Origin of the sequence: Microbacterium sp. NPDC056044 (assembly GCF_042267145.1) — a bacterium.
GTDB lineage: Bacteria > Actinomycetota > Actinomycetes > Actinomycetales > Microbacteriaceae > Microbacterium.
In genome coordinates, this window is the sequence record NZ_JBHJWZ010000005.1 from 336,980 (window position 1) to 361,237 (window position 24,258).

General features: G+C 71.5%; 17 protein-coding genes. 7 read left to right on the top strand and 10 right to left on the bottom strand.

Annotation, left to right across the window (positions count from 1 at the left end; translation table 11 throughout):
- Nucleotides 1-59 precede the first annotated feature (59 nt).
- Nucleotides 60-1,445: an FAD-binding oxidoreductase gene (locus tag ACFC1I_RS16370; RefSeq protein WP_376011646.1), complete on the top strand. Its 1,386-nt coding sequence runs from the start codon at nt 60-62 to the stop codon at nt 1,443-1,445.
- 1 nt (nt 1,446) lies between these two features.
- The gene (locus ACFC1I_RS16375; RefSeq protein ID WP_376011649.1) at nt 1,447-2,274 is read left to right on the top strand and encodes an alpha/beta fold hydrolase; all 828 of its coding nucleotides are present in this window, start codon (nt 1,447-1,449) and stop codon (nt 2,272-2,274) included.
- A gap of 1 nt (nt 2,275) precedes the next feature.
- Here ACFC1I_RS16375 and ACFC1I_RS16380 read toward each other — a convergent pair whose 3' ends face one another.
- The 3 genes from ACFC1I_RS16380 to ACFC1I_RS16390 are packed head-to-tail and all read right to left on the bottom strand — an operon-like array spanning nt 2,276 to nt 5,557.
- Entirely contained in the window at nt 2,276-3,151 is an 876-nt protein-coding gene (locus ACFC1I_RS16380) for an NYN domain-containing protein (protein ID WP_376011652.1), read from the bottom strand.
- Between the two features lies 1 nt (nt 3,152).
- A complete protein-coding gene (locus ACFC1I_RS16385; RefSeq protein ID WP_376011655.1) occupies nt 3,153-4,145 on the bottom strand; it encodes a Gfo/Idh/MocA family protein in 993 nt (330 codons plus the stop codon).
- 41 nt (nt 4,146-4,186) lie between these two features.
- Nucleotides 4,187-5,557 carry an O-acetylhomoserine aminocarboxypropyltransferase/cysteine synthase family protein gene (locus ACFC1I_RS16390; protein ID WP_376011658.1) on the bottom strand — a complete coding sequence of 457 codons (1,371 nt, stop codon included), beginning with the start codon at nt 5,555-5,557 and terminating at the stop codon, nt 4,187-4,189.
- 115 nt (nt 5,558-5,672) lie between these two features.
- Here ACFC1I_RS16390 and ACFC1I_RS16395 point away from each other — a divergent pair, with 115 nt between their 5' ends.
- Nucleotides 5,673-6,524 (top strand): sulfurtransferase, encoded by an 852-nt coding sequence (locus ACFC1I_RS16395; protein WP_376011661.1) that lies wholly within the window; start codon nt 5,673-5,675, stop codon nt 6,522-6,524.
- Between the two features lie 17 nt (nt 6,525-6,541).
- Here the strand turns inward: ACFC1I_RS16395 and ACFC1I_RS16400 are convergent, their stop codons facing one another.
- The gene (locus ACFC1I_RS16400; protein ID WP_376011663.1) at nt 6,542-7,483 is read right to left on the bottom strand and encodes a zinc-binding alcohol dehydrogenase family protein; all 942 of its coding nucleotides are present in this window, start codon (nt 7,481-7,483) and stop codon (nt 6,542-6,544) included.
- A gap of 29 nt (nt 7,484-7,512) precedes the next feature.
- Nucleotides 7,513-11,436, bottom strand: a complete 3,924-nt coding sequence (gene hrpA / locus ACFC1I_RS16405) for an ATP-dependent RNA helicase HrpA (protein ID WP_376011666.1) — start codon at nt 11,434-11,436, stop codon at nt 7,513-7,515.
- 404 nt (nt 11,437-11,840) lie between these two features.
- On the opposite strand from hrpA, the gene ACFC1I_RS16410 reads away from it, so the two are divergent.
- From ACFC1I_RS16410 to ACFC1I_RS16420, 3 genes are read left to right on the top strand one after another with little or no spacing between them, the layout of a single operon-like run.
- Nucleotides 11,841-12,353 (top strand): ArsR/SmtB family transcription factor, encoded by a 513-nt coding sequence (locus ACFC1I_RS16410; RefSeq protein ID WP_376011668.1) that lies wholly within the window; start codon nt 11,841-11,843, stop codon nt 12,351-12,353.
- Between the two features lie 10 nt (nt 12,354-12,363).
- Nucleotides 12,364-13,200, top strand: coding sequence for an aldo/keto reductase (locus tag ACFC1I_RS16415; RefSeq protein ID WP_376011671.1), 837 nt, complete (start codon nt 12,364-12,366; stop codon nt 13,198-13,200).
- A gap of 28 nt (nt 13,201-13,228) precedes the next feature.
- The gene (locus ACFC1I_RS16420) at nt 13,229-15,079 is read left to right on the top strand and encodes a thioredoxin domain-containing protein (protein WP_376011674.1); all 1,851 of its coding nucleotides are present in this window, start codon (nt 13,229-13,231) and stop codon (nt 15,077-15,079) included.
- Between the two features lie 7 nt (nt 15,080-15,086).
- Here ACFC1I_RS16420 and ACFC1I_RS16425 read toward each other — a convergent pair whose 3' ends face one another.
- Nucleotides 15,087-16,670, bottom strand: a complete 1,584-nt coding sequence (locus tag ACFC1I_RS16425) for a dolichyl-phosphate-mannose--protein mannosyltransferase (protein ID WP_376011676.1) — start codon at nt 16,668-16,670, stop codon at nt 15,087-15,089.
- Between the two features lie 23 nt (nt 16,671-16,693).
- On the opposite strand from ACFC1I_RS16425, the gene rsmI reads away from it, so the two are divergent.
- Entirely contained in the window at nt 16,694-17,512 is an 819-nt protein-coding gene (gene rsmI, locus ACFC1I_RS16430) for a 16S rRNA (cytidine(1402)-2'-O)-methyltransferase (protein WP_376011679.1), read from the top strand.
- A 16-nt stretch (nt 17,513-17,528) separates the two neighbouring features.
- Here the strand turns inward: rsmI and ACFC1I_RS16435 are convergent, their stop codons facing one another.
- The 4 genes from ACFC1I_RS16435 to ACFC1I_RS16450 all read right to left on the bottom strand — a co-directional run bounded on the left by ACFC1I_RS16435 (nt 17,529) and on the right by ACFC1I_RS16450 (nt 24,230).
- On the bottom strand, nt 17,529-20,258 hold the full coding sequence (locus ACFC1I_RS16435; RefSeq protein ID WP_376011681.1) for a glycosyl hydrolase 53 family protein: 2,730 nt from the start codon (nt 20,256-20,258) through the stop codon (nt 17,529-17,531).
- A 44-nt stretch (nt 20,259-20,302) separates the two neighbouring features.
- A complete protein-coding gene (locus ACFC1I_RS16440) occupies nt 20,303-21,223 on the bottom strand; it encodes a sugar ABC transporter permease (protein WP_376011683.1) in 921 nt (306 codons plus the stop codon).
- A complete protein-coding gene (locus tag ACFC1I_RS16445) occupies nt 21,223-22,842 on the bottom strand; it encodes an ABC transporter permease subunit (protein ID WP_376011685.1) in 1,620 nt (539 codons plus the stop codon). Before ACFC1I_RS16445 ends, ACFC1I_RS16440 begins: the two co-directional genes overlap by 1 nt.
- Nucleotides 22,843-23,000: 158 nt before the next feature.
- Nucleotides 23,001-24,230 (bottom strand): extracellular solute-binding protein, encoded by a 1,230-nt coding sequence (locus ACFC1I_RS16450; protein WP_376011688.1) that lies wholly within the window; start codon nt 24,228-24,230, stop codon nt 23,001-23,003.
- Nucleotides 24,231-24,258: the final 28 nt, after the last annotated feature.

Consider the following 24,258-nt stretch of genomic DNA (forward strand, 5'->3'; position numbering starts at 1 on the left):
GTGGGATCACGTGGCGTCGCGGACCGCCCGCTCGAGGCACGCACTAGCATCGGTACGCCATGCACACCGTCGTCGAGGCGCTCCGCGCCGCCCTGCCCCCGCACGCCGTCGCCAGCGACCACGAGACCCGCGAGCGACTGAGCCACGACGACGCCGAGTGGGCGGACTACGGGCTGCCCGCCGCCGTCGTGTTCGCGTCATCCCTCGACGATGTCGTCGCGGCAGTGCGCATCGCAGCCGCGCACCGCGTGCCCATCGTGCCGCGCGGCGCCGGCACCGGCCTCTCCGGGGGAGCGAATGCGACGGACGGATGCCTCGTCCTCTCTCTCGAGCGGATGACGAGGATCGTCGAGGTGAACGTCGCGGAGCGGTACGCCGTGGTCGAGGCGGGCGTGCTCAACGACGATCTGCGCCGCCACGTCGCCGGAGCGGGACTCTGGTACCCGCCGGACCCCGCGAGCCAGGCGATCTCGACCATCGGCGGCAACGTCGCGACGAACGCCGGCGGCATCTGCTGCGTCAAGTACGGCGTGACCCGCGACTACGTGCTCGGCATGACCGTCGTGCTCGCCGATGGGAGTGTGGCGCAGCTCGGGAGCACCACGGCGAAGGGCGTCACCGGCTACGACCTGGCGGGACTCTTCGTCGGCTCCGAGGGGACGCTCGGGATCGTCGTCGACGTGACGCTGAAGCTCCGTCCGCTCGGCGGACGCGAGGAGCGCGCGGTGGTCGGCTACTTCCGCACACTGACGGATGCCGGGCGCGCGGTGGCCGCCGTCACCGAGGCCGGCATCGTGCCCTCGGCGCTGGAGCTCATCGACCGCACGTGCCTGCACGCCGTCGCCGAGTGGCAGGGCTGGGAGCTGCCCGAAGAGGCGTCAGCGCTCCTGCTGGCCAAGGTCGACGATGCCGGTGCCCGCGGCGAAGAGCTCGCCGCGGCGATCGCGGAGCTGTTCCGCACCGCCGGCGGCAGCCGCGTCGAGCGGGCGGCCGACCCCGACGAGGTCGACCGGCTCTTCACGGCACGTCGCCTCGCGTATCCGGCGCTCGAACGACTCGGTCCCGTGCTGACCGAGGACGTGTGCGTGCCCCGCGGGGCCGTTCCCGAGATGCTCGCGCGCATCGAGGCGGCCGCCGCGGACGCCGGGGTCGTGATCGCCAACATCGCCCACGCGGGCGACGGCAACCTGCATCCGCTGATCATCGCGCCGGAGGGTGACGACGACGCCAAGGCCCGCGCGAAGATCGCGTTCGACCGCATCGTCGACGACTGCCGGGCGCTCGGCGGCACCGTGACCGGTGAGCACGGCGTCGGGCTGCTCAAGCTTCCGGGCGCGGCGGCAGAGCTCAGCCCCGCGGTGCTGCGCCTGCATCGTGCGATCAAGGACGCGCTCGACCCGGACACGATCCTCAACCCCGGCAAGGCGTTCCCGAACGGAGAGTGACATGGCCGCGATCCGCGCCGACGACGGCGTCCGGCTGGAGTACGAAGAGTCCGGTGATCCCGCCGGGCGCCCGCTGGTGCTGCTCGCCGGGTTCAAGGCTGCGGCCACCAGCTGGCAGTATCAGCTGCCCGCACTCACCGGCGCCGGGTACCGCGTGGTCGCCGTCGATCTTCGCGGTCACGGAAACGCCGAGCGACCGGCATCCGGAGTCGACATGGCCCGGCGGGGACGCGACGTGCGCGACGTCGTGGAGACGCTCGACCTGCGCGAGGCGGTGCTCGTCGGCGGGTCGATGGGCGCCAGCACGATCTGGTCGTACCTCGCGCAGGAGGGAGCGGACCGGGTCGCCGCGGTGGTGAGCGTCGACCAGACGCCCCAGATGCTCAACACGCCCGATTGGCTGCACGGCTTCTACGGCTACGCCGCCGACAACATCGACACCTACTTCGCCGAGGGCATCCCCGGCACCGGGCAGGGCATACCGCTGTGGCGGCGGGGGATGCGCCTCGTACGACTGCTGCGAGCGATGAAGGGCGCCGAACGGGAACTCACGCCCGGTGAGCTCGCGCTGCTGAACGACCACGCCAGAGCGGACTGGCGCTCAGCGATCGCGGCTACCGAGGTGCCGGTGCTGTTCGTCGCGGGGGCCGAGAGCGAGTTCTGGCCGAGCTCGCACGCCTCGGCCGCTGCGGCGCTCGCGCCCCACGGCGAGTCGGCGGTGATCGCCCGCGACGGGCACGCCGCGAACATCGAACAGCCGAACGCCTTCAACGCCGGACTCCTCGAGTTCCTCGGTCGCGTGGCTCCCGCCCGCGTCGCCCCCGCCTGACTCAGCGCCGGTCGGCGGCGAGGCGGATCAGCACGATGTTGCCCGACTCGTCGACCTCGGCGACGCCGGGGTGGGCCTTCACGAACTCCGAGAAGCTCTTGTGGCCGAGCGCCTTCTCGCTGAACGACGGGTCGAGCCGCTTGATGAGGCTCTTCACCGCCGAGGCGTGCTGCCACTCGACGCCCTCCTTGTCGCTCTCCAGGCGCAGCGCGCGCTCGAGCAGGGACTCGGTGGGGTCGACGGTGACGCGCTTCGCGCGCCGGCTTCCGGTTGCGCGCTGCGGCTCGGCGTCCTTCTTGCCCGACGGCGGCGCCGCGACGCCCGGGAGCGCGTCGTACGAGTCGAACTGGTCGCAGGCCGCCGCGAGCGACTTCGCGGTCGACCCGGCCACGCCGACGCCCACGACGAAGCGGCCGAGGCGGCGGCAGCGCTGGGCCAGCGGCACATAGTCGGAGTCGCCCGCCACGATGACGACGTGGGTCAGGTCGGGGAGACGGAACATGTCCTCGACGGCATCGACCGCGAGACGGATGTCGGCGCCGTTCTTCGCATACGCCGCGGCGGGGAAGAGCTGCACCAGGTCGACGGCACGGGCCACGAGCTGCGACCGGTACTCGGCGTTCACCGGGGCCGACCAGTCCGCGTACGCCCGCGTGAGCACCAGGGTGCCGAACGACGTCGCGTAGTCGATGATGGCGCCCACATCGATCGTCGCGGCCGCCAGGCGCTCGGCGATCTCGGGGTCCGCAGCATCCGTCGCGATCTTCTGCCGGTCGCGGGAGTACGAGTTCTTGCCGTGCACGCGGTCGTACCACGACATCACGATGTTGTCGAAGTCGAGGTACACCGCCACGCGGGGGCTCAGCAGGTCGGGCATGTCATTCCTCACCGGGGTAGCGGACACCGACGAGATCGCGGATCTCGTCGAGCGTGGCCATGATCGCGACGGTCTCGTCGATGGGCAGCACATCGGAGTCGGTGCGGCCCTCGGCGAGGTACCGCTCGGCCGCGAGCGCTTCGTACTGCATGCCACGGCCGTCGATGTCGGAGCGGTACTCCTCGATGACCGTGCCGTCGGGTCCGACGAGGCGGAACGACGTCGCCTGGTACCAGACGCTGTCGATGTCGATGCGGGCGTCGGTGCCGATGATCGTCGCGGTGTTGGGCCCCGCGCCGCGGGAGGTCGAGATCGACGTCGACAGCGCGCCCGACGCGTGCGTCATGATCGTCGCGACCTCGGTGTCGGACCCGGCATCGCCGATGCGGGCGGCCGCGGCGATCGAGAGCGGCTCGCCGAGGATGTCCCACGCGAACGAGACCGGGTAGATCCCGAGGTCGAGGAGTGCGCCGCCGCCCAGCTCGAGCGCGTTGATGCGGTGCGCCGGGTCGGAGGGCAGCCGCTGCGTGTGGTCGGCCGTGACGGCGCGGATCTCGCCGAGAGCTCCGGACTCCACGAGCTCGCGGATGCGGACCATGTGGGGGAGGTAGCGCGTCCACATCGCCTCCATCGCCAGCAGGCCCCGCTCGGCGGCGGCATCGCGCACCGCCGCGGCCTCGGCGGCGTTCAGGGTGAACGCCTTCTCGACCAGCACGTGCTTGCCCGCCTCGAGGGCGAGGAGCGCGTTCTCGGCGTGCACCGGATGAGGCGTGGCGATGTAGACGATGTCGACGTTGGGGTCGGCGACGAGCTCCTCGTATGAACCGTGGGCGTGCGGGATGGCGAAGTCGGCGGCGAACGCCTCGGCGGTCTCGCGGCGCCGTGAACCCACGGCGGCGACGTCGAGCCCGGCGGTGCGCAGGTCGCTGGTGAAGGCTCGGGCGATGCCGCCCGGTCCGAGGATCCCCCATCGAGGGGAGGAGGGCGAGGTCATGACACGAGGCTAGCGGCGTGACGGCGCCGACGCCCGAACGACTAGCCCGTCGCGGCCTGTGCGAGCTCGCCGCGGTCGGCGGTCAGCGTGATGTGGTCGAGCGCGCGGGCCAGGTCGTCGACGAGGTCGCGGGCGTCCTCGAGGCCGATCGACAGGCGCACCGTCGTCGGGCCGATGTGCGCCTCGGCGAGCTGCGTCGGCGACATGTGGCTGTGCGTCATCGACGACGGATGGGCGACGAGGCTGCGCGCGTCGCCGATGTTGGCCACGAGGCGGATCACCTGGAGGCGGGAGATGAACTCCTCGACGAGCCGGAAGTCGGCCTCGCCGTCGCCCGTCGCGGGCAGGTCGAACGCGAACACCGAGCTCGCGCCGTCGGGAAGGTAGGTCTGCGCCTGCCCGTGCCACGGGCTCGACTCGAGACCGGGGTGGTGCACGCGCGAGACGGCGGGGTGGGTCTCGAGGAACCGGGCGACGGTGAGCGCGCTCGCGGTGTGGCGCTCCATGCGCAGGTCGAGCGTCTCGAGGCCCTGCAGCAGCTGGAAGGCGTTGAACGCCGACAGCGACGGGCCGAGGTCGTGCACGTACTTGGTCTTGACCAGCGCGATGTACGGCGAGCCGGTCTTGCCGAAGCGTTCCACGAGGCTGCCGTCCGGCACGCGCGGGTAGGTCTCGGTCAGCTGCGGCCAGCGCGCCGGCTCTGCGGTGAAGTCGAACGTTCCGAGGTCGACGACGACGCCGCCGAGCGACGTGCCGTGACCGCCGAGGAACTTAGTCGCGGAGTGCACCACGATGTCGGCGCCGAAGTCCTTCGCGCGCTGCAGGTAGGGGGTCGCCACGGTGTTGTCGATCACCAGGGGCACGCCGGCCTCCCTGGCGACGGCGGCGACGGCGCCGAGATCGAGCACCTGCGCGATCGGGTTCGAGATCGACTCGGCGAACAGCGCACGAGTGGTCGGCCTGACGGCGGCGCGCCACGCGTCGAGGTCGTCCTGGTCGACGAACGTCACCTCGATGCCCCAGTCCGCGAAGGTGTCCTGGAGCAGGTCGATCGTGCCGCCGTAGAGCTGCCGTGCGGCGACGATGTGCTCGCCCTGCTTCGCGAGAGCAAGCAGAGCGACGGCGACGGCAGCCTGGCCCGAGGCCACGCCCGCCGCAGCGATGCCGCCCTCGAGCTCGGCCACCCGGCGCTCGAACACGAGCACCGTCGGGTTCGCCGCACGGCTGTAGATGTTGCCGTCCTTGCGGAGCGCGAACAGGTCGCGGGCCTCGGCGAGCGAGCGGAACTCGAAGCCGTTCGACTGGTGGATCGACGGGACAGCGGTGTTCTCGGCGATGCCGGAGTCGTACCCGGCCTGCACCTGCGCCGTCGCGAAGGAGCGAGGGGCAGCAGGACGAGTCTGTTCAGGCATGCCCACCATTGTCGAGCCGCGGTGCCTCGGGCGGTGCTTCGTGTGTCGAACTGTTGCGGGGGCGGTCCCGCGCCGGTCAGGAGGCAGTAGCGCGCGGGCACGCGAGAATGGTCGGGTGGCGCAGCTCATCACCCCCGCAGAACTCGACGAACTCCTCCGGACCGCCGCCGTGCACGTGCTCGATGTGCGCTACCGCCTCGACCGACCCGACGGCAGCGCCGAGCACCTCGCGGGCCACGTGCCCGGCGCCGTGTACGTCGACATGGAGACCGAGCTGTCGCAGCACGGCCGCGCCGACGAGGGGCGGCACCCGCTCCCGCCGCGCGAATCCCTGCAGGCGGCCGCGCGTCGCTGGGGCATCGACGACGGCGACACCGTTGTCGTCTACGACGACGACCGCGCGCTCGGCGCGTCGCGCGCGTGGTGGCTCTTGACCCGCTCCGGCGTCGCCGACGTGCGCATCCTCGACGGCGGCCTCGCCGCCTGGGTCACCGCCGGCCTGCCGCTCGAGTCCGGACCCGTCACCCCTGAGCCCGGCGAGGTCTCGCTCACTCCGATCGCCGAACACGTGCTGTCCATCGACGACGCCGCCGCGCTCGCCGCGTCGGGCGTGCTCATCGATGTGCGCGCCGCCGAGCGCTTCCGCGGCGAGGTCGAGCCGATCGATGCGGTCGCCGGACACATCCCGGGCGCCGTGAACCTTGCGACCGGCGCGTACATGGACGGGGAGCGGTTCCGGGATGCTGCGACCCTGCGCGCGCTGTTCGCCACGGTCGGCGTCGGCGACGGCGTCACCGCCGCGGCGTACTGCGGGTCGGGGGTGACGGCCGCGCAGGCCGTGTTCGCGGCCGAACTCGCCGGGCTGGAGCTGAGGATCTACCCGGGCTCGTGGAGCCAGTGGTCGAACACGCCGGGCCGCCCGATCGCGACCGGTTCGGCGCCTGCGGAGGTCACCGGCACCGTGTGACCGGCGCGGCGGCGCCGTCACGGGACGAGGGTGATCTTGCCGGAGACGCCCGCCTCGAGCAGCCGATGCGCCTCGGTGGCGTCCGCGAGCGCGAACGACGGGCCGAGTTCGACCACGAAGCGTCCCGCCGCCATGAGGGCGAGCGCGACGGGGACCGCCTCGGTGCGCCAGGTCTGCTGCTGCGCGGTGAGCGGCTCGGGGGAACCGCCGGAGAAGGCGCGGATGCCGAGGGCTGCAGCATCCCGTCCCCGTACCAGCGTCGCGATCCGCTGACGGTCGGCGACCAGTTCGAGCGAGGTGTCGAGGGCTTCGTCGGTGCCGGCCGCGTCGATGGCGACGGTCACGCCGTGCGGAGCCGCCGCGCGCACGCGCTCGGCAAGCCCTTCGCCGTACGCGACCGGGATCGCGCCGAGCTCGCGTACGCGGTCGAAGCGGCCTTCCGACGAGGTCGCGACGACGGTCGCGCCCCACAGCACGGCGAACTGGATGAGGGCCTGGCCCACGGCGCCCGATCCGGCGTGCACGAGCACGGTGTCGCCGCTGCCCACGGCGAGCGAGCGGAGCGCCTGGTACGCCGTGCCGATGGGGATGCCGAGAGCCGCGCCTTCGGCCGCGCTCACCTGCGGCGGGCGGGCGAAGACGTGTTCCGCCGGCACTGCGATGTCTGTCGCGTACGAGCCGAAGGCGCTCGCGAAGACGACGGAATCGCCGACGCGGAAGCCGTCGACGCCGTCACCGACGGCGGTCACCACACCGGCGCCGTCGCCGCCCACGCGCCGTGGCTCGGTGATCGCCGCCGACGGGCGCACGCCCGAGCGGAGCTTGCCGTCGATCGGGTTGACCCCGGCCGCCGCGACACGGATCGTGAGCCGGCCGGGTCCCGCCACCGGCTCGGGAACGGGGATCTCGTGCAGGACCTCAGGGCCCCCGAACTCGGTATACGCGATCGCGGTGGTCATGACGGGGGCAACTCCTGTCGTTGAGGCGGCTATTCCTTGAGGGACTTCTGGATCCGCTGCAGCGAGACCGGCTCGGCCGTGCCGAGGGACTGCGCGAACAGGCTCACACGGTACTCCTCGAGCAGCCACCGGGCGTGCACGAGCGGTCCCGGGGCGTCATCCGCCGGGGGGATCACGCCGCCGGCCTCGGCGAACACCGTCGTCGCGCGCTCGAACTCGGTCATGCGCTGACGGTCGCGGCCGGGGTTGTCGGCGAGGGTCCGCACGCGGTCGAGCGCGCCGCGCAGGTACCGGGGCAGCTGCGCGAGCCGCGCGGTGCCGGTGCGCGACACGAAGCCCGGGAACACCAGGCCGGCGAGCTGCCCCTTGACGTCGTTCAGCGCGCCGAGCAGCGTCAGCGAGTTCGCGTCGCGCATGGCGCGCTCCACGTCGCGCGCGGCGGTGAGGATGCGGGCGGTCAGCGACACCGTCTGGAACAGCTCGTCGACCACCGCGCCCGAGAAGGCGTCGCGCACCGCCTCGAAGCCGGCGCGGGTGCGCACCACCGCATCGGGAGCGGTGCGCGCGATGACGGCGTCGGCGACCGCGACCCTGCTGTCTTCGATGAGCGCCTTCGCGGACGGATACGGGGATGCTGCGAGCGCGAGCTTCTCGGCAGACGTCAGGTGTTCGAGCACATACGCCGAGGGCGAGGCGACCGACAGCAGCACGAGACGCCGGACGCCGGCGGTGGTCGCACGGGCCGCGGCATCGGGGGTGGACTCGATGCGCAGTGCGACCGAGGCGCCCTCGTCGACGATCGCGGGGTAGCCGCGGACGACGCCGCCCGCGACCTTCGTGTCGACGACGTCGGGCAGGTCGCCGAACGTCCAGTCGGTGAGGCCGGTGCGCTCGGCGAACGTCGATTCGGGCCGCGCCCCGTCGGCGGACACGGGCGTAGGCGTGCCGCGCGGCGTGGGGGCGTTCGACGGACGGCCGCCCCGCGCGGGTGCGGTGAGGGATCGCGAGACCGACGCCCGTGCCCGGTCGGCCAGCCGCGCCTGCAGCGCGGCGAGGTCGCGGTCGGAGCCCACGGCGCGTCCGCGTTCGTCGACGGCGCGGAACGAGACCTGCAGGTGCCCCGGGACCCGCTCCATCTCGAAGTCGGCGGCGCTCACCGGCTGACTCGCGACGCGCTGGATGCGCGCGGCCAGAGCGTCGCGCAGAGGTGTCGGCGGCAGCCCGTTGTTGCCCTCGGGGCCCTGGCCGGCGAGGTCGGCGGAGAACGTGGCAGCCCAGTCCGCGGCGGGCACGACGTGACGGCGGATGGACTTGGGGAGCGAGCGCAGCAGCGCAGTGATGAGCTCGTCACGCATGCCGGGCACCTGCCAGTCGAAGCCGTCGGGGCGCAGCTGCGCGAGCAGCGCCAGCGGCACGACGGCCGTCACACCGTCGTCGGCGGCGCCGGGCTCGAAGCGGTACGCGAGCGAGAGCACCTGGTCGCCCTGGGTCCAGCGGGCGGGGAAGTCGCGCTCGTCGCCGCGCGACGCCTCGTCGACGAGGTCGGCCTCGGTCATGTCGAGGAGGCGCGGCGTTCGGGACGAGGCATCCTTCCACCACGCCTCGAAGGAGCGCGCGTCGAACACGTCGCGGGGGATCCGGGCGTCGTAGAACCGGAACACGGCCTCGTCGCCGACGAGGATGTCGCGTCGGCGCTCGCGCTCCTCGATCTTCTCGAGCCGGCGCCGCAGCTCGAGGTTGCGGCGCTCGAATGCCGTGAGCTTCTTGTCGAGGTGCGACGAGTCCCACTCGCCCTCGACCAGCGCGTGCCGCACGAACAGTTCGCGCGCGAAGGGCCGGTCGAAGCGGGCCAGCTGCACCCGGCGCTTCGGCACGATCTCGAGGCCGAAGAGCGTGACCTTCTCGTAGGCGGACGCCGCCCCCGAGGCCTTCGACCAGTGCGGTTCGCTCAGCGACCGCTTCGCGAGGTCGCCCGCGAGGGGCTCGGCCCACGCCGGGTCGATCGCGGCGACGGTGCGGGCGAACAGACGGCTGGTCTCGACGACCTCAGCGGCCATGACGGCCGTCGGCCGCTTCTTCTTGAGGCCCGAGCCCGGGAAGATCGCGAACCGCGTGCCGCGCGAGCCGAGGTACTCGGCGCCGCGCCGCTGCTCGGCGCGGTCCGAGGCTGTGCGACCGCGGGCCGCTGTACTCGACGTGGTGCGCTCGTCGAGCATGCCGAGGTGCGAGAGCAGGCCCGACAGGATCGCCTTATGCAGTTCGTCGGGGTCGGCGGTGCCCGGCTCGGGCTTCCTCGGCGCGTTCACCAGTGCGCTGAGCTGACGGTGCACATCGGCCCACTCGCGCACCCGCACGTAGTTGAGGTGCTCGGCCCGGCACAGGCGCCGGAACGCGCTCGAGCCGAGCTCGGCCTGCTTCTCCTGTAGGTGATTCCAGAGGTTCAGGAGGCTCAGGAAGTCGCTCGTCGGGTCGGTGAACCGCGCGTGCAGGCGGTCGGCCTCGTCGCGCCGGTCTTCGGGGCGCTCGCGCACATCCTGGATCGACATCCCCGCGACGATCGCGAGCACGTCGCGGAGCACGCCCGTGCGGCGGGCCTCGACGAGCATGCGGGCGAAGCGCGGGTCGATCGGCAGCCGCGAGATCTCGCGGCCGAGGTCGGTGAGGGTCGGGTGATCACGACCGGTCTTGACGGCCCCGAGTTCGACCAGAAGGTCGAGCGCGGCCTTGACGCCGCGCGAATCGGGCGGGGTCAGGAAGGGGAACGACGAGATGTCGCCGAAGCCGAGCGACAGCATCTGCAGGATGACCGACGCGAGGCTCGTGCGCAGGATCTCCGGCTCGGTGAACTCCGGACGGGTGTCGAAGTCCTCCTCGGAGTACAGCCGGATCGCGATGCCGTCGCTCGTGCGGCCGGCACGCCCTGACCGCTGCTGCGCGGAGGCCTGCGAGACCGCCTCGATCGGCAGGCGCTGCACCTTGCTGCGGTTGCTGTAGCGCGAGATACGCGCCGTGCCGGTGTCGACGACGTACCGGATCCCGGGCACGGTGAGGCTGGTCTCGGCGACGTTCGTCGCGAGGATGACACGTCGACGGATGCCGGCGACCTGCGACCGTTCGAACACGCGGTGCTGCTCGGCCGCCGACAGACGCCCGTAGAGCGGGAGGACCTCGGTCGGGGCAGCATCCTTCGCATACATGCCGCGTACGGCATCGGCGGCGTCGCGGATCTCGGCCTCGCCGGGGAGGAACACGAGCACGTCGCCGGCCGATTCGCGGTCGAGTTCGCGCAGGGCCGAGGTGATGCCGTCGACGTCGTCGGATTCGTCCTCGCCCTTCGCCGGGCGTGCCGGCGGGCGGTAGCGGATCTCGACCGGATACGTGCGGCCCGACACCTCGATGATCGGGGCGGGGGTGCCGTCGGGCTGCGCGAAGTGCTTCGCGAAGCTCTCGGGGTCGATCGTCGCGCTCGTGATGACGACCTTGAGGTCCGGGCGCTTCGGCAGGATCCGCCGCAGATACCCGAGGAGGAAGTCGACGTTGAGCGAGCGCTCATGCGCCTCGTCGACGATCACCATGTCGTAGCGGCGGAGCAGGCGGTCGCGGTGGATCTCGTTGAGCAGGATGCCGTCGGTCATCAGCGCGATGCGGGTGTCCTCCGACACCTTGTCGGTGAAGCGCACCTTGTAGCCGACGGTCGAGCCGAGCGGCACCTGCAGCTCTTCGGCGATGCGCTCGGCGATCGTGCGGGCGGCGATGCGGCGGGGCTGGGTGTGCGCGATGCGTGCGCGCCCGAGCTCGAGCGCGATCTTCGGCAGCTGCGTCGTCTTGCCCGACCCGGTCGCGCCGGCGACGATCACGACCTGGTGATCGCGGATGGCGCGCGCGATCTCGTCGCGCGCGGCGCTGACGGGGAGCTCCGGCGGGTACGAGATCACAGGTTCGGGCCCAGACATAGCCTTCGATCGTATCGCGTCCTGTCGTCGCCCCGGACGCGATCCCCGCGCACACCTACTCTCAGAAAGGCGTTGAACTTCCGGTTCACACAGTCCTTGCGGCTGTCGTGTCGCAGGACACCGGAGTCCACCAGAGGGCATTGAACTTCCGGTTCACACGACCCTGCCCCGGTCCGACGTGCCAGAACGTGGAGACGCGCCCGCTCCTCTCCGGCGAATGACATGAGACGCGCAGCGGCACCCGACGATGGGCTGTGTGAACCGGAAGTTCAATGGTCCCTGGAGAGTATGTCTGCCGGCCGCGCGCGCCGGCCCTTCCTCCACATGCATCGGGTGCACCCGAGTCATCGACAGATCGCCCGAGGGCGCCCGCGGTCAGCGCCTCGCGGACCTACCGTCGAGACATGCACCCGTTCGAAGCGCTCGCCGAACCCGCGCGGCGAAGGATCATCGAGATTCTCGCGAGCGGCGAGCACACGTCCGGCCAACTGGCCGATGTCGTCGGCAGAGAGTTCCGGATCAGTCGCACCGCGGTATCGAAGCATCTTCGACTCCTCCGTGACGCGGGCTGCGTCGACGTCCGCGCCGACGAGAGCTGGCGGTGGTACCGCCTCAGCCGTCGCGGGTTCGAGACGCTCGAGGGCGTGGTGGCCGATCTCATACACAAGGTCTCGAGAGCCGTCGGCTGGGACGCCGACGCCGGCGAGAAGCGCGACCCGCTCGCCGTGCTGCCGGAGTATCGCGCGGTTCCTTTCAAAGGTCCGGGGCGACCACCGCGGCGGGGCCGGCGCGGAGCCCGGACCGTCTTCGCGCAGCTGGCTTCACCAGACGACATCGCTCCGCCACGCGTGCCGATCGAGATCACCTTCTCTCTCCTCGAGACGGCCGATGACCCGGACGACGACTTCGACTTCTAGGCTGGAGACCATGACAGTCCCCAGCGTGACCCTGAACGACGGCAACACGATCCCTCAGCTCGGCTACGGCGTCTTCAAGGTGCCGCCGGCCGACACCGAGCGGGCCGTCGCCGAGGCGCTCGAGGTCGGCTACCGCCACATCGACACCGCCGCGATCTACGGCAACGAAGAGGGCGTCGGCGCGGCCATCGCGGCCAGCGGCATCGCACGCGACGAGCTGTTCATCACCACGAAGCTCTGGAACGACCGTCACGACGGCGACGAGCCGAACGCCGCGATCGCCGAGAGCCTCGCCAAGCTCGGGCTCGAGCAGGTCGACCTGTACCTCGTGCACTGGCCGACCCCGGCGCGCGACAACTACCTGCACGCGTGGGAGAAGCTCATCGAGCTGCGGGGCGCCGGCCTCACGCGCAGCATCGGCGTCTCGAACCACCTCGTGCCGCACCTCGAGAAGATCGTGTCGGCCACCGGCGTGGTCCCGGCCGTGAACCAGATCGAGCTGCATCCCGCCCACCAGCAGCGCGACATCACCGGCTGGGCCGCCGCCCACGACGTGAAGATCGAGTCGTGGGGCCCGCTCGGCCAGGGCAAGTACGACCTGTTCGGTGCGGCGCCGGTGGCGGCCGCCGCCGAGGCGCACGGCAAGACGCCGGCGCAGGCCGTGCTGCGCTGGCACCTGCAGAAGGGCTTCATCGTCTTCCCGAAGTCGGTGCGCCGCGAGCGTCTCGAGGAGAACCTCGACGTCTTCGACTTCGAGCTGAGCGCCGACGAGATCGCCGCCATCGACGCGATGGAGCCGGGCGACGGCACGGGTCGCGTCAGCGCGCACCCCGACGAGGTCAACTGACCGCTCACGAGCGGGAGGAGCGGATGCCGTGAACCCTCGCCTCGCGGAAGCGACGAGCCCGTACCTGAGAGCCCACGCGGGCAATCCGGTCGCGTGGTTTCCGTGGGGCGAGGAGGCGTTCGCCGAGGCGCGGCGCCGTGACGTGCCGGTCATGGTGTCGATCGGCTACTCGACGTGCCACTGGTGCCATGTGATGGCGCGGGAGTCGTTCGAGGACCAGACGACGGCGGCTGAGCTCGACGCGGACTTCGTGTCGATCAAGGTCGACCGCGAGGAGCATCCCGAGGTCGACGCGGCCTACATGGCGGCGGCGTCGGCGTTCTCGCCGAGCCTCGGCTGGCCGCTCACCGTCTTCGTCACGCCCGAGGGCAGGCCGTTCTACGCGGGCACCTACTTCCCGCCGCAGCCGCGCGCAGGCATGCCAGCGTTCCGGCAGGTGCTCGCGGCGGTCCACGAGGCCTGGACCGAGCGGCGTGACCAGATCGACGAGACGGCGGATGCTGTCGCCGGCGCGCTCGCGGAGGTGCGTGACTCCGCGCCCGGCGCCGACGCGTCGTCGCCGACCACCGCCGACCTCGCCGACGCCGCGCGTGCGCTCGCCGCGCGGGAGGATCCGGTCCACGGCGGGTTCGGCGATCCCGCCGCCGGCGCGCCGAAGTTCCCGGTGGCCACGGCGCTGCGCTTCCTGCAGACCCGGGTCGTCCGCGAGCATGCGGCCGAGGCATCCGTCGCCGCCGACCGCGCCCTCGCCGCGATGGCCGCGGCACCGCTCAGGGATACCGTCGAGGGCGGGTTCTTCCGCTACGCCACACGGCCCGACTGGACCGTTCCGCACTACGAGCGCATGCTGACCGACAACGCCCAGCTCCTCGACGTCGCCATGGACACCGAACCGGCCCGCGAAGACGTCGCTCGGGGCATCGCCGGCTTCCTGCGCGACGTGCTCCAGCAGCCGGCCGGCGGCTTCGGCGCCGCGCAGGACTCGGAGTCCTGGATCGACGGGGCCCGCAGCGAGGGCGGCTACTACGCACGGGATGCCGCGGACCGTGCCGGTCTCGAGCCGCCGGCCGTCGACGGCAAGGTGGTCAGCGGCTGGAACGGCCTCGCGATCGGATCGCTCGCGCGCGCCGGCGCGCGCCTGGGCGAGGCATCCTGGATCGAAGCGGCCCGATGGGCGGCGGACGCCGTGCTCGAGACGAACGTCGCCGCCGACGGCCGCCTGCTGCGCGCCTCGCTCGACGAGGTGCCGTCGCGGGCGCACGCCACGCTCGCCGACCACGGCCAGCTCGCCGCGGGCCTCCTCGCCCTCGCCGTCGCCACGGGCGACGTCGCGTACGCGGTGCGGGCGCGGGAGCTCGTCGACGCCTGCGTCGGCGCCGACGGCCGGATCGCCGTGCCGGGCGGCGGCGACCCCGTGCTGTCGCAGCAGGGGATCGGAGCACCGGATGCCGCCTCCGACGCCGACGAGCCGTCCGGGGCCGCATCGGTCGCGGAGGCCGCCGCCGCGCTCTGGGTGCTGGGCGCCGGGGATGCCTACCGCGGGATCGCCGAGCGGCTCGTCGCCGCCCACGCTCCGGCGGCCCTCGCGCAGCCGCTCGCGTACGGCGCGCTGCTGCGTGTCGCGGCAGGCCTCGCCGGGCCGCCGCGGCAGGTCGTCGTCGTCACCGACGACCCCCGGGCAGCGCTCGCGACGGCGGCGCGCAGCATCCGTTCCGATGTCGTCAGCATTGTGTCGCCTCAACAGGCGCGCGAATGGGCCGGGGCCGGATTCGAGCTGTTCGCCGAGAAGACGGCGCGCGACGGGCGTCCGACCGCGTACGACTGCCGGGACTTCGCCTGCCGGCTCCCGGTCACCGAGGTCGCCGATCTCGAGGCCTGAGAACGGGTCAGACCCAGCTGTTGATCCACATGTGCATGTGCCAGAAGTCGTAGGGCACGGTCATCGCCGAGATGATCGGGTACCAGAACGCCGACAGGGCGAGCGCGACGCCGAGGAACACGAGCACGAGACGCTGCCCCGTGAGCCGCCGATAGGAGCCGGCCGATGGCGGGCCCGCGATGTCCTTCAGGGCGAACGTCAGCGCCAGCAGCATGAACGGCAGGATGAGCACCGTGTAGAACTGGAAGATCGTGCGCTGCGGCAGGAACAGCCACGGCAGGTAGGTGACGGCGATCCCGGTGAGCACCAGCGCGTAGCGCCAGTCGCGGGCGACCACGAAGCGGTACGCGAGGTAGAGCACGGCAGCGACGCCGGCGTACCAGATCAGCGGGTTCGGCATCGTCGAGATGACGTCGACGCAGCCGCTCGGCGCCGTGCAGCCGTTCACACCCAGCGCATCGTGGTGGTAGTAGACGCCGGTGGGGCGCCACAGCAGGGGCCACTGCCACGCCGGGCTGGCATAGGCGTGTCCCGAGGTGATCCCCGCCGTCGACTTGTACATGGCGACGTGGTACAGCCACAGGCTCTCGAGCGGGTTGCTGCCGGCCTGGCGGCCGTAGCCTCCTGAGGTGAACAGCCACCCCGACCACGACGCGACGTAGACGACGAGGGCGACCGGGACGAACAGCGTGAAGGTCGCGAGGCCTTGGCGCACCGCATCCGTCGGCCAGAACAGCACCCCCGCGCGCCGGCGGGCGAGAGCGTCCGTGACGACCAGGTAGACACCGAGACCGGCGAGCACCCACGCGCCCGACCACTTCACGGCGCTGGCTGCGCCGAGCGCGGCACCCGCGGCGATGATCCACGGCCGGTTCCACAGCACCGGTCCCCAGGAGGGCGGTGCGTCCCCGTCGTAGCGCGCGGCGACGGTCTCGGCGATGCGCGTCATCGTGCGTTCGCGGTCGCGGAGCACGAACAGGAACGCGAGCAGCACGAAGAACGTGAGCGACGTGTCGAGCAGTGCGACGCGGCTCATCGAGATGGCGAGGCCGTCGACGGCCATGAGCAGGCCCGCGACCACGGCGAACGTCGTCGAACGGGTGAGGCGCTTCGCGATGAGCATGAGCACCAGCACCGACGCGATGCCGAGGAGCGCCGTCGTGATGCGCCAGCCCCAGCCCGAGTCGGGGCCGAGCACGGCCATGCCGAGCGCGATGATCCACTTGCCGAGCGGCGGATGCACCACGAACGACGGGTTGGTGGTGAAGACGTTCACATCGCCCGAGAGGAAGCTCTCGTTGGCGCCGGTGGGCCAGGATGCCTCGTACCCGAGGTTGAGCAGCGTCCAGGCGTCCTTGACGTAGTACGTCTCGTCGAACTGGTTCATCAGGTCGTGCGCCGCGGCCAGATTCCACAGACGCAGGACGGCGGCGATGACCAGGACGATGGCGGGGCCGAGCCACCGGTACAGCCGTCGAGCGCGCGCGTCCTCGTTCAGCCGGCGGGCGAACCGGTCGTACAGGCTCGGTCGTTCGGGGCGCAGGAGCGGCGCGGCAGGCTGATCGGCCTCGAGGCGCGGGGCATCCGTCACCCGGTCAAGTTTAGGCTGAGGGCGTGATCATCCTCGCGGCGACCCCGATCGGCAACCTGGGAGATGCCTCGAAGCGGCTCGTCGAGGCCCTCGAAGAGGCGACGATCGTCGCCGCCGAAGACACCCGGACGACGCAGCGGCTGCTCACCGCCCTCGGGATCGCCAACCGGCCGCGCCTGATCGCGCTGCACGACCACAACGAGAAGGAGCGCGCGCCCGAGATCGTCGAACTCGCGCGTGAACAGGACGTGCTCGTAATGAGCGACGCCGGCATGCCGACCGTGAGCGACCCCGGCTACGGCCTCGTCGCGGCGGCCGCCGCGGCCGGCGTCGACGTCACCGCGATCCCCGGCCCGAGCGCCGTCGTGACGGCCCTCGCGGTGTCGGGGCTGCCGACCGACCGCTTCACGTTCGAGGGATTCGTCCCGCGCAAGGCGGGGGAGCGGGCGGCCTCGTTCCGCGCGTTGGGTTCCGAGCCGCGCACGATGGTGTTCTTCGAGGCGCCGTCGCGTGTCGCAGCCACGCTCGCCGACATGGCCGCCGGGTTCGGCGCCGATCGTCGGGCCGCGGTGTGCCGTGAGCTGACGAAGCTCCACGAGGAGGTCGCGCGGGGCCCGCTCGCCGAGCTCGCGGCGTGGGCCGAGGCCGGCGTACGCGGCGAGCTCGTGATCGTCGTGGAGGGGGCGCCCGCGCGCGGGGTCGCGTTCCCCGACGCCGTCACGCAGGTGCTCGAGCTGGTGCGCGGCGGCATGCGGCTGAAGGAGGCCGCGGCCGAAGTGTCCGGGCTCACCGGACACTCCAGCCGCGAGCTCTATCAGGCCGCGCTCTCCGTCCGCGGGTAGCGCTGCCGACGCGTGGTCACTTGCGCACGGTGACCACGAGGTCCTTGCTCGTCGTCGCGCCCGCATCGTTCGCGAACACGACGCGGTAGGTGTGCGTGCCGCGCGCGGCGCCGGTGACGGCGAGCGTCGCGCGCTGGGCGCCGGGCGTCGCCGCGGCGAGCGTGCCCTCGCTCACGAGGGTGTCGCCTTCGAAGAAGCGGTAGCTCGTCGCGTTCGTGCCCCACCACAGGTCGGCGGTCACGGTGTACGTGCCGTCGCCGTCCTGGTTGTCGTGGCTCAGCACGGGCTTCGCGGGAGACGCGTCGGTCACCGTGACGGTGACCGACTGGAGCGCCGTGGTGCCCTTCGAGTTCACGAGCTCGCCGGTGTAGACATACACGCCGTTCTTCTTCCCGCTGACCGGGATCTCGGCCGACTGCGCGCCGACACCGCCGTACGCGAGCGCCACCGTGGCGATGCGCTCGCCGTTCTCGAACACGCGCAGCTTCGTCGCGTTCTCACCCCACCAGAGGTTCATGCGCACGGCGTAGGCACCGTCCTTGAGACCGGTGTCCCAGCCGTTGTCGTGCGACAGGACGCCGCGTCCGGGAGCTCTGCTCGCGGTGTCGAGCACCAGGAGCCCGTCGACCGCTTCGGCCAGGGCGGTCGTCGCACCGTCCACGGCGGCGCCGGACGGGGCGTCCGCCGACAGCACGATCCGCGCCCGCTCGATCGCCGCCCGCAGCACGTCCGCGGTCGCGGGCGTGTGAGCGGACAGGTCGACGGACTCGGCGTCCGCGAGGGCCGCGGCGAGGGCGGTGGTGTCGACCCCGGTCGGCGTGGCGCGCACCAGCTCGACGTCGTCGATCGTGCCCCACGCGCCGCCGGGGAGGGCGGCGGTGACCGTGACGGTCACGCTGCCACCCGCGGGGACGTCGATCGGTGCGGTGGTCGGCACCGACCAGTTGCGCCACCCGTCCATCGAGAATGGGGCGGATGCCTCGCCCGACGCGCTCGAGACGCTCAGGCGCACGCTGCTCGTGGCATCCTCTCCGTCGCCCTGCAGTGCGCCGCGCACGACGTACGATCCGGCGGGGACGCCGTCCACGCGCTGCGACAGGTTGAAGGAGTAGGCGTTCGCGGCCCAGAAGTGCGCGGAGCGTTCGCCCGTGCGCGGGTCGTCCCACGCGCCGATGGTGAGACCCGTGCCCGTCTTCGTCCAGGCGCCGTTGTCACCCTCGAAGCCGGGGCTCCGCAGCAGGTTCTTCTGCGCGACCACGACCGTTGCCGTCGCCGCGAGGCCCGACGCGGTGAGGCCCGAGACCTTGTAGGTGCCGGGGCCGTCGATCCAGGTCGCGGCGTCGGACCACGTGACCGGCTGGGTCTCGGACGAGCCGTCGTTGTACGACACCGTCACGCTGGCGGGAAGGGTGACCGCATCGCCCTCGGCGACCGTCAGGTTCACCGGCCCGACCGCCGTGACCTCGCGCGGCGCGACGGCGCCGGTGCGGGCGTAGGCGAAGACGTTGAGCGACTCGAGCGGTGTGCCGTCGTGCGCGAACAGCGCCTGGTTGTCCCACGCGGAGCCGCCGTACCACTGGCCGGCGTCCTCGGGGTCGTACTCGCCGGCGTAGCTCGAGGCCCAGCCCGACCCGTGCGCCTCCCACAGGGCCTTGTTCGCGTCGAGGGCGGACGGCGGTCCGACGGGCAGCCATGCGGGCTCCCAGTAGAAGACGCCGATGCCGGCGGCGCCGACGTTCGCGACCGCCTGGATCACATCGCGCACGGCGTCGGCCTGCCCCTGCACGCTGACCGGGTACTGCGTGGCCTCCGCGGGGAGGTCGATGACGTTGCCGTGGCCGTCGCCGTCCTCGAGCGTGTACGCCCACGAGGTCTCGGCCACCATGACCTTCTTGCCGTAGGTGTCGGCGACGTTCTTCAGCACCGCCGTGAGGTTCGTGACGGACCCGTGCCAGTACGGGTAGTAGCTCGACGCGAACACGTCGTAGTCGACGCCGCGCGACGCGAGGTTCGCCGCGTAGCCGGCGTAGCGCCCGCTCGACTCGGGGTTCGTGAAGTGCACCGCGACGAGGGCGTCGGGGAACACCGCGCGCACCGCCGCCGATCCGGCGGAGAAGATCTGCGCCATGCCGTCCCACCCGCTGACGCCGGCGACGGCGTTGTTGGTCTCGTTGCCGACCTGCACCATCTGCACGTCGACGCCGGCTGTCTCGAGCTCCTCGAGCGCATCCGTCGTGAAGTCCGTCACGGCGACGGCCTTCTGGGCCACGGTCATCGACGCCCACGCCTTGGGAGCCTGCTGCTTCGCGGGGTCGGCCCAGAAGTCCGAGTAGTGGAAGTCGACGAGCACGCCGAGTCCGGCATCCGTCGCCCGCTTCCCGATCTCGACGGCGTGAGCCACGTCGTTGTCACCGCCGCCGTAGCCGTTGCCGGCCGCGTCGAACGGGTCGTTCCACACGCGTACGCGCACATCGGTGACGCCGGCGGCGGCGAGGACGTCGAACAGGTCGGCGGGCTGCCCGGCCGCGTCGCGGAACACGACGCCGGACTCCTCGAGCGCGATCGCCGACGACACGTCGACGCCGCTGATGAAGTCCGCGGGAAGGTTCTCGACCTTCGGCACGGTGATGCCGGCCTCGACGGGGCCGTCGTTCGCGGCGGCAGGCGCCGCCGCGAACCCGGTGATGACGAGGGCGACGGATGCCGCGACCGCCGCGAGGCGCGCGGGTCGGGGGTGGTGAGACACGTGAGTTCTCCGATCGACGTTGATCTGGCGGGGTGGGCTGAGGGTCAGCCCTTGACGGACCCCGCAGTGAGGCCGCCGACGATGTAGCGCTGCAGCGACAGGAACAGGACGAGCACGGGGATCGCGGCGATCACGGCGCCCGCCGCGAACAGACCCCAGTTGGAGGCGAGCTGGTTCGAGACCCACTGGTACATGCCGACCGCGAGGGTCCAGTTCTCCTCTGAGACCAGCACGATCTTGGCGATGATGTAGTCGCCGAACGCCGCGATGAAGGCGAGCAGGGCGACGACCGCGAGGATCGGCGTCACGAGCGGGAAGATCAGCCGCCAGAAGATCTGCGCGTGGGAGGCGCCGTCGATCTTGGCGGACTCGTCGATCTCGATCGGCACGGTGTTGAAGAAGCCGTACATGAGGAACGTGTTCACGCCGAGCGCGCCGCCGAGGTACACGCAGATGAGCGCGATCTTGGAGTTGAGGCCGAGGGCCGGCACGACCTCGCCGAGGCCCAGGAGCATCAGGAAGATCGCGACGAACGCGAGCGCCTGCGGGAACATCTGGATGATGAGGAGTCCGGTGAGCCCCGCGCGGCGACCCGAGAACCGGAAGCGGGAGAACGCGTATGCGGCAGCCGCTCCCATGAGCACGGCGCCCACCGAGGCGATGCCGCCGATGAGGAGGGTGTTGCCCGCCCACGTCCAGAAGCTCGTCTCGCCGAGGGCGGCGTAGTTCGACAGGTCCACGACGCTGAAGAGGGCGTTGCTCGCGGCGAGCGTGCCGTTCGGGTTCAGCGACGCCGACAGCACGTACACGAGCGGGAAGATCGCGTAGAAGATCACGACGACGGCGAGCAGGTACTTCCAGCCGACGTCGAGCAGCCAGCGGCGTCGGCGCGCGGAGCGGCGGTCGCGCGGCGCGCCGGGGGTGCGGGTGGTCGGTCCCGTGGCGACATCGGTGGCGGTGGACATCACTGGAACTCCTCGAGCTTGCGGGTCTGACGGAACGCGATCGCCGAGATGCCCCCGACGACGGCGAACACGAGGATCGACAGCGCGCTCGCGAGGCCGTAGTCCGCGGCGCCGCCCGACACCCCGGAGATGTCGTAGATGGCGGAGATCAGGATGTCGGTGGCCCCGAGCGCGTACGGGGCGCCGGGGATCGCCGGGCCGCCGTTGTTGAACATGTAGATGACGGTGAAGTTGTTGAAGCTGAAGGCGAACGACGAGATCAGCAGGGGCGCGGTGGCCACGAGCACGAGCGGCAGGATGATCGAGCGCAGCTGCCGCGAGCGGCCGGCGCCGTCGAGGGATGCCGCTTCCAGGGTGTCCTGCGGGAGCGCCTGCAGCGCGCCGGTGCACACCAGGAAGTAGTACGGATACGTGAGCCACAGGTTCACCCAGATGACGGCCGCCCGCGCGAGCCACGGGTCCCCGAGCCAGTTGATGTTCGCGCCGAAGAAGAACAGGTCGTTGATGACGCCGAACTCGGCGTTGAACATGCCGCGGAAGAGCAGCGCCGACATGAACGCGGGGAAGGCGTAGGGGAGGATGTACAGCGTCCTCAGGAATCGGCGGCCCTTGAGGCGGGCGTCGTTGTAGATGAGCGCGAGCAGGAGCCCGAGCGCGAACGGCAGCACCACCGACAGCGTCGCGAACACGAACGTCCACAGCGTGACCGACAGCAGCGTCTGCGCGAGCGCGGGATCGGTGAACAGCCGGACGAAGTTGTCGAACCCGACGTTCACGTACCAGCCGGTGGGCAGCGCCGAGCCGTCCTCGGCGACGAAGAGGCCCTTGTCGTTCGCGGTGTAGACCGTGCCGGTGGTGGTGTCGGTGATGGTCTGGGCCGCGGCATCCCACACCAGCGTCGATTCGTAGACGGCGCCCGAAGAGCCGTCCCGCGTGCGGACCGAGCCGTCGTTGGGGTCTTCGGAGACGGGCACGCGCAGGCTCGCGATCTGCTCCTGCAGGGCGGCGTCGGTGATGACCGTGGCGCGCGGCACGACGTTCCAGCCGGGGACCTCCGTGGGAGCGCCGGCGCTGCCGACCTCGCCGCCGCGGGCCTCCTCGAGAGGCTGCTCGGCCGAGCCGACGAGCACGTCGCCGTTCTCGTCGACGATCGCGAAGCCGAGTTCGCCGACGCGTTCGACGACGGAGAGCGGGTACGTGGGGGAGTCCTCGATGCGGCGCTCGCCCTGGATGAGCGCGGCCTCGACCGCCTGCTCCTGGGTGCCCGCGTGACCGGTGCCGTAGTTGGTGAAGGCGATGTACGCGGTGTAGCCGAAGATGAAGACCTGGAAGACGAGCAGGAACGCCAGGCCCGGCAGCAGGTACTTGAGCGGCAGCGCGCGCTTGGTGAAGTAGACGATGTCGGCGGCGAGGAGCAGCACGAGCGTCGCCGAGAACACGACCCACGACTCGACGCGGAACGCGCTGAGCAGGGTCATCACGCCGAAGGCGTTGACGAGGGCCATCAGGGCGAGCTTCGCCAGGAAGCCCCAGCCCGGGCCGCGCCAGCGGCGGGCGTGGGATTCGGGCGGCGGCGTCTGTGCCGGCGCCTGGGGGAGGGTGGGGGCGTCCACCGTCATGCGTCTGCTCCTGTCACGGGGCCTCATCGCCGGGCGTGAGGGGGATCGACGGGGTCGATCCGGGAAGAGGATGGGATCCGGGAGGCGGGGAGAGGCACTCACCCGCCTCCCGGAGCATGTCGGCCACCGCGTCGGTGGCCGGGTTCAGCAGGCCGGGATCAGCCCTCGACCGCGGCCTGGACGTCGGCGACCATCGTGTTCCACGTCGACACGGGGTCGGCGCCGCTGATGATCTGCGACTGCGCCGCGTTCCAGAGGTCCCACACCGAGCCCATCTCGGGGATGCTCGGCATCGGGACGCCGTTCTGCGCCGACGCGAGGAAGCCCGCGATGATCGGGTCGGACGAGACCTCCGTGGCCAGCGTCGACCACGCCGGGATGCGGGGGTCGGCCTCGTAGAGGGCGCGCTGCGCCTCCTCGGTGCCGAGGTAGTTCACGAGGAACTCCTGCGCGAGCAGCGCGTTCTTCGACTGCGAGCTGAGGTAGAAGCCCTGCACGCCCACGAACGGAGCGGCCGTCTCGCCGCCCGCCGAGGGGATCGGGTTCACGGCGATGTTCTTCACGTCGGTGTAGGCGCTGATCGCCCACGGACCCTGGATCGTGTAGGGCGCCTTGCCGCTGTTGAACAGCTCGTTGTTGATGTCGTAGTCGACGGTGGTCGAGATGTAGCCGGTGCCAGAGGTGCCGTTCGCACCGAGCCAGGACGCGAAGGCCTCGCCCGCGGCGCCGCCCATGCCGACCTCGGTCGTGTAGGAGCCCGACGCGTCCTGCACGAACACAGGGGCGCCGAACGACGTCTGGAAGCCGTACATCGTGTAGCCGTCACCGGTCTCGCCGGCGGTGTTGATGACGAACGGGCGCTCGGCGCCGGACGCCAGGCCCTTCTGGATCATGTCGTCCCACGTCGCGGGGGCCTCGGCGCCCACGAGGTCGACGTTCTGCACGAGCGCGATCGTCTCGAGCGAGTAGGGGAGCGCGTACAGCTGACCGTCGTAGGTCATGGCCTCGAGAGCGACGGGCTCGAACTCCGACGCCTTGTCGCCGAGGTCGATCGTGTCGACGACACCGGCCGCGACGAGCGCGCCCAGCCAGTCGTGGGCGCCGACGGTGATGTCGGGGCCCTCGCCCGTCGGCACCTGCGCGATGAAGTCGTTGCGGAGGTCCTCGAAGTTCTTCTTGACGATCTTGACGGTGGCGCCGGTCTCCTCCTCGAAGGCCTTGGCCGCGTCCTTGACGGCCGTCTGGCGCTCCTCGTCGGTCCAGACGACGAGCTCGGCGCTGCTGTCGGCCGCGTCGTCGGAGGTGTCGGACGAGCCTCCGCCGGCGCAGCCGGCGAGGACGACCGCTGCCGTGAGCGCCAGCGCTCCGAGTGCGATCTGCTTACGCATGGTTTCCCTTTCGGTGATGTGGTGTTGC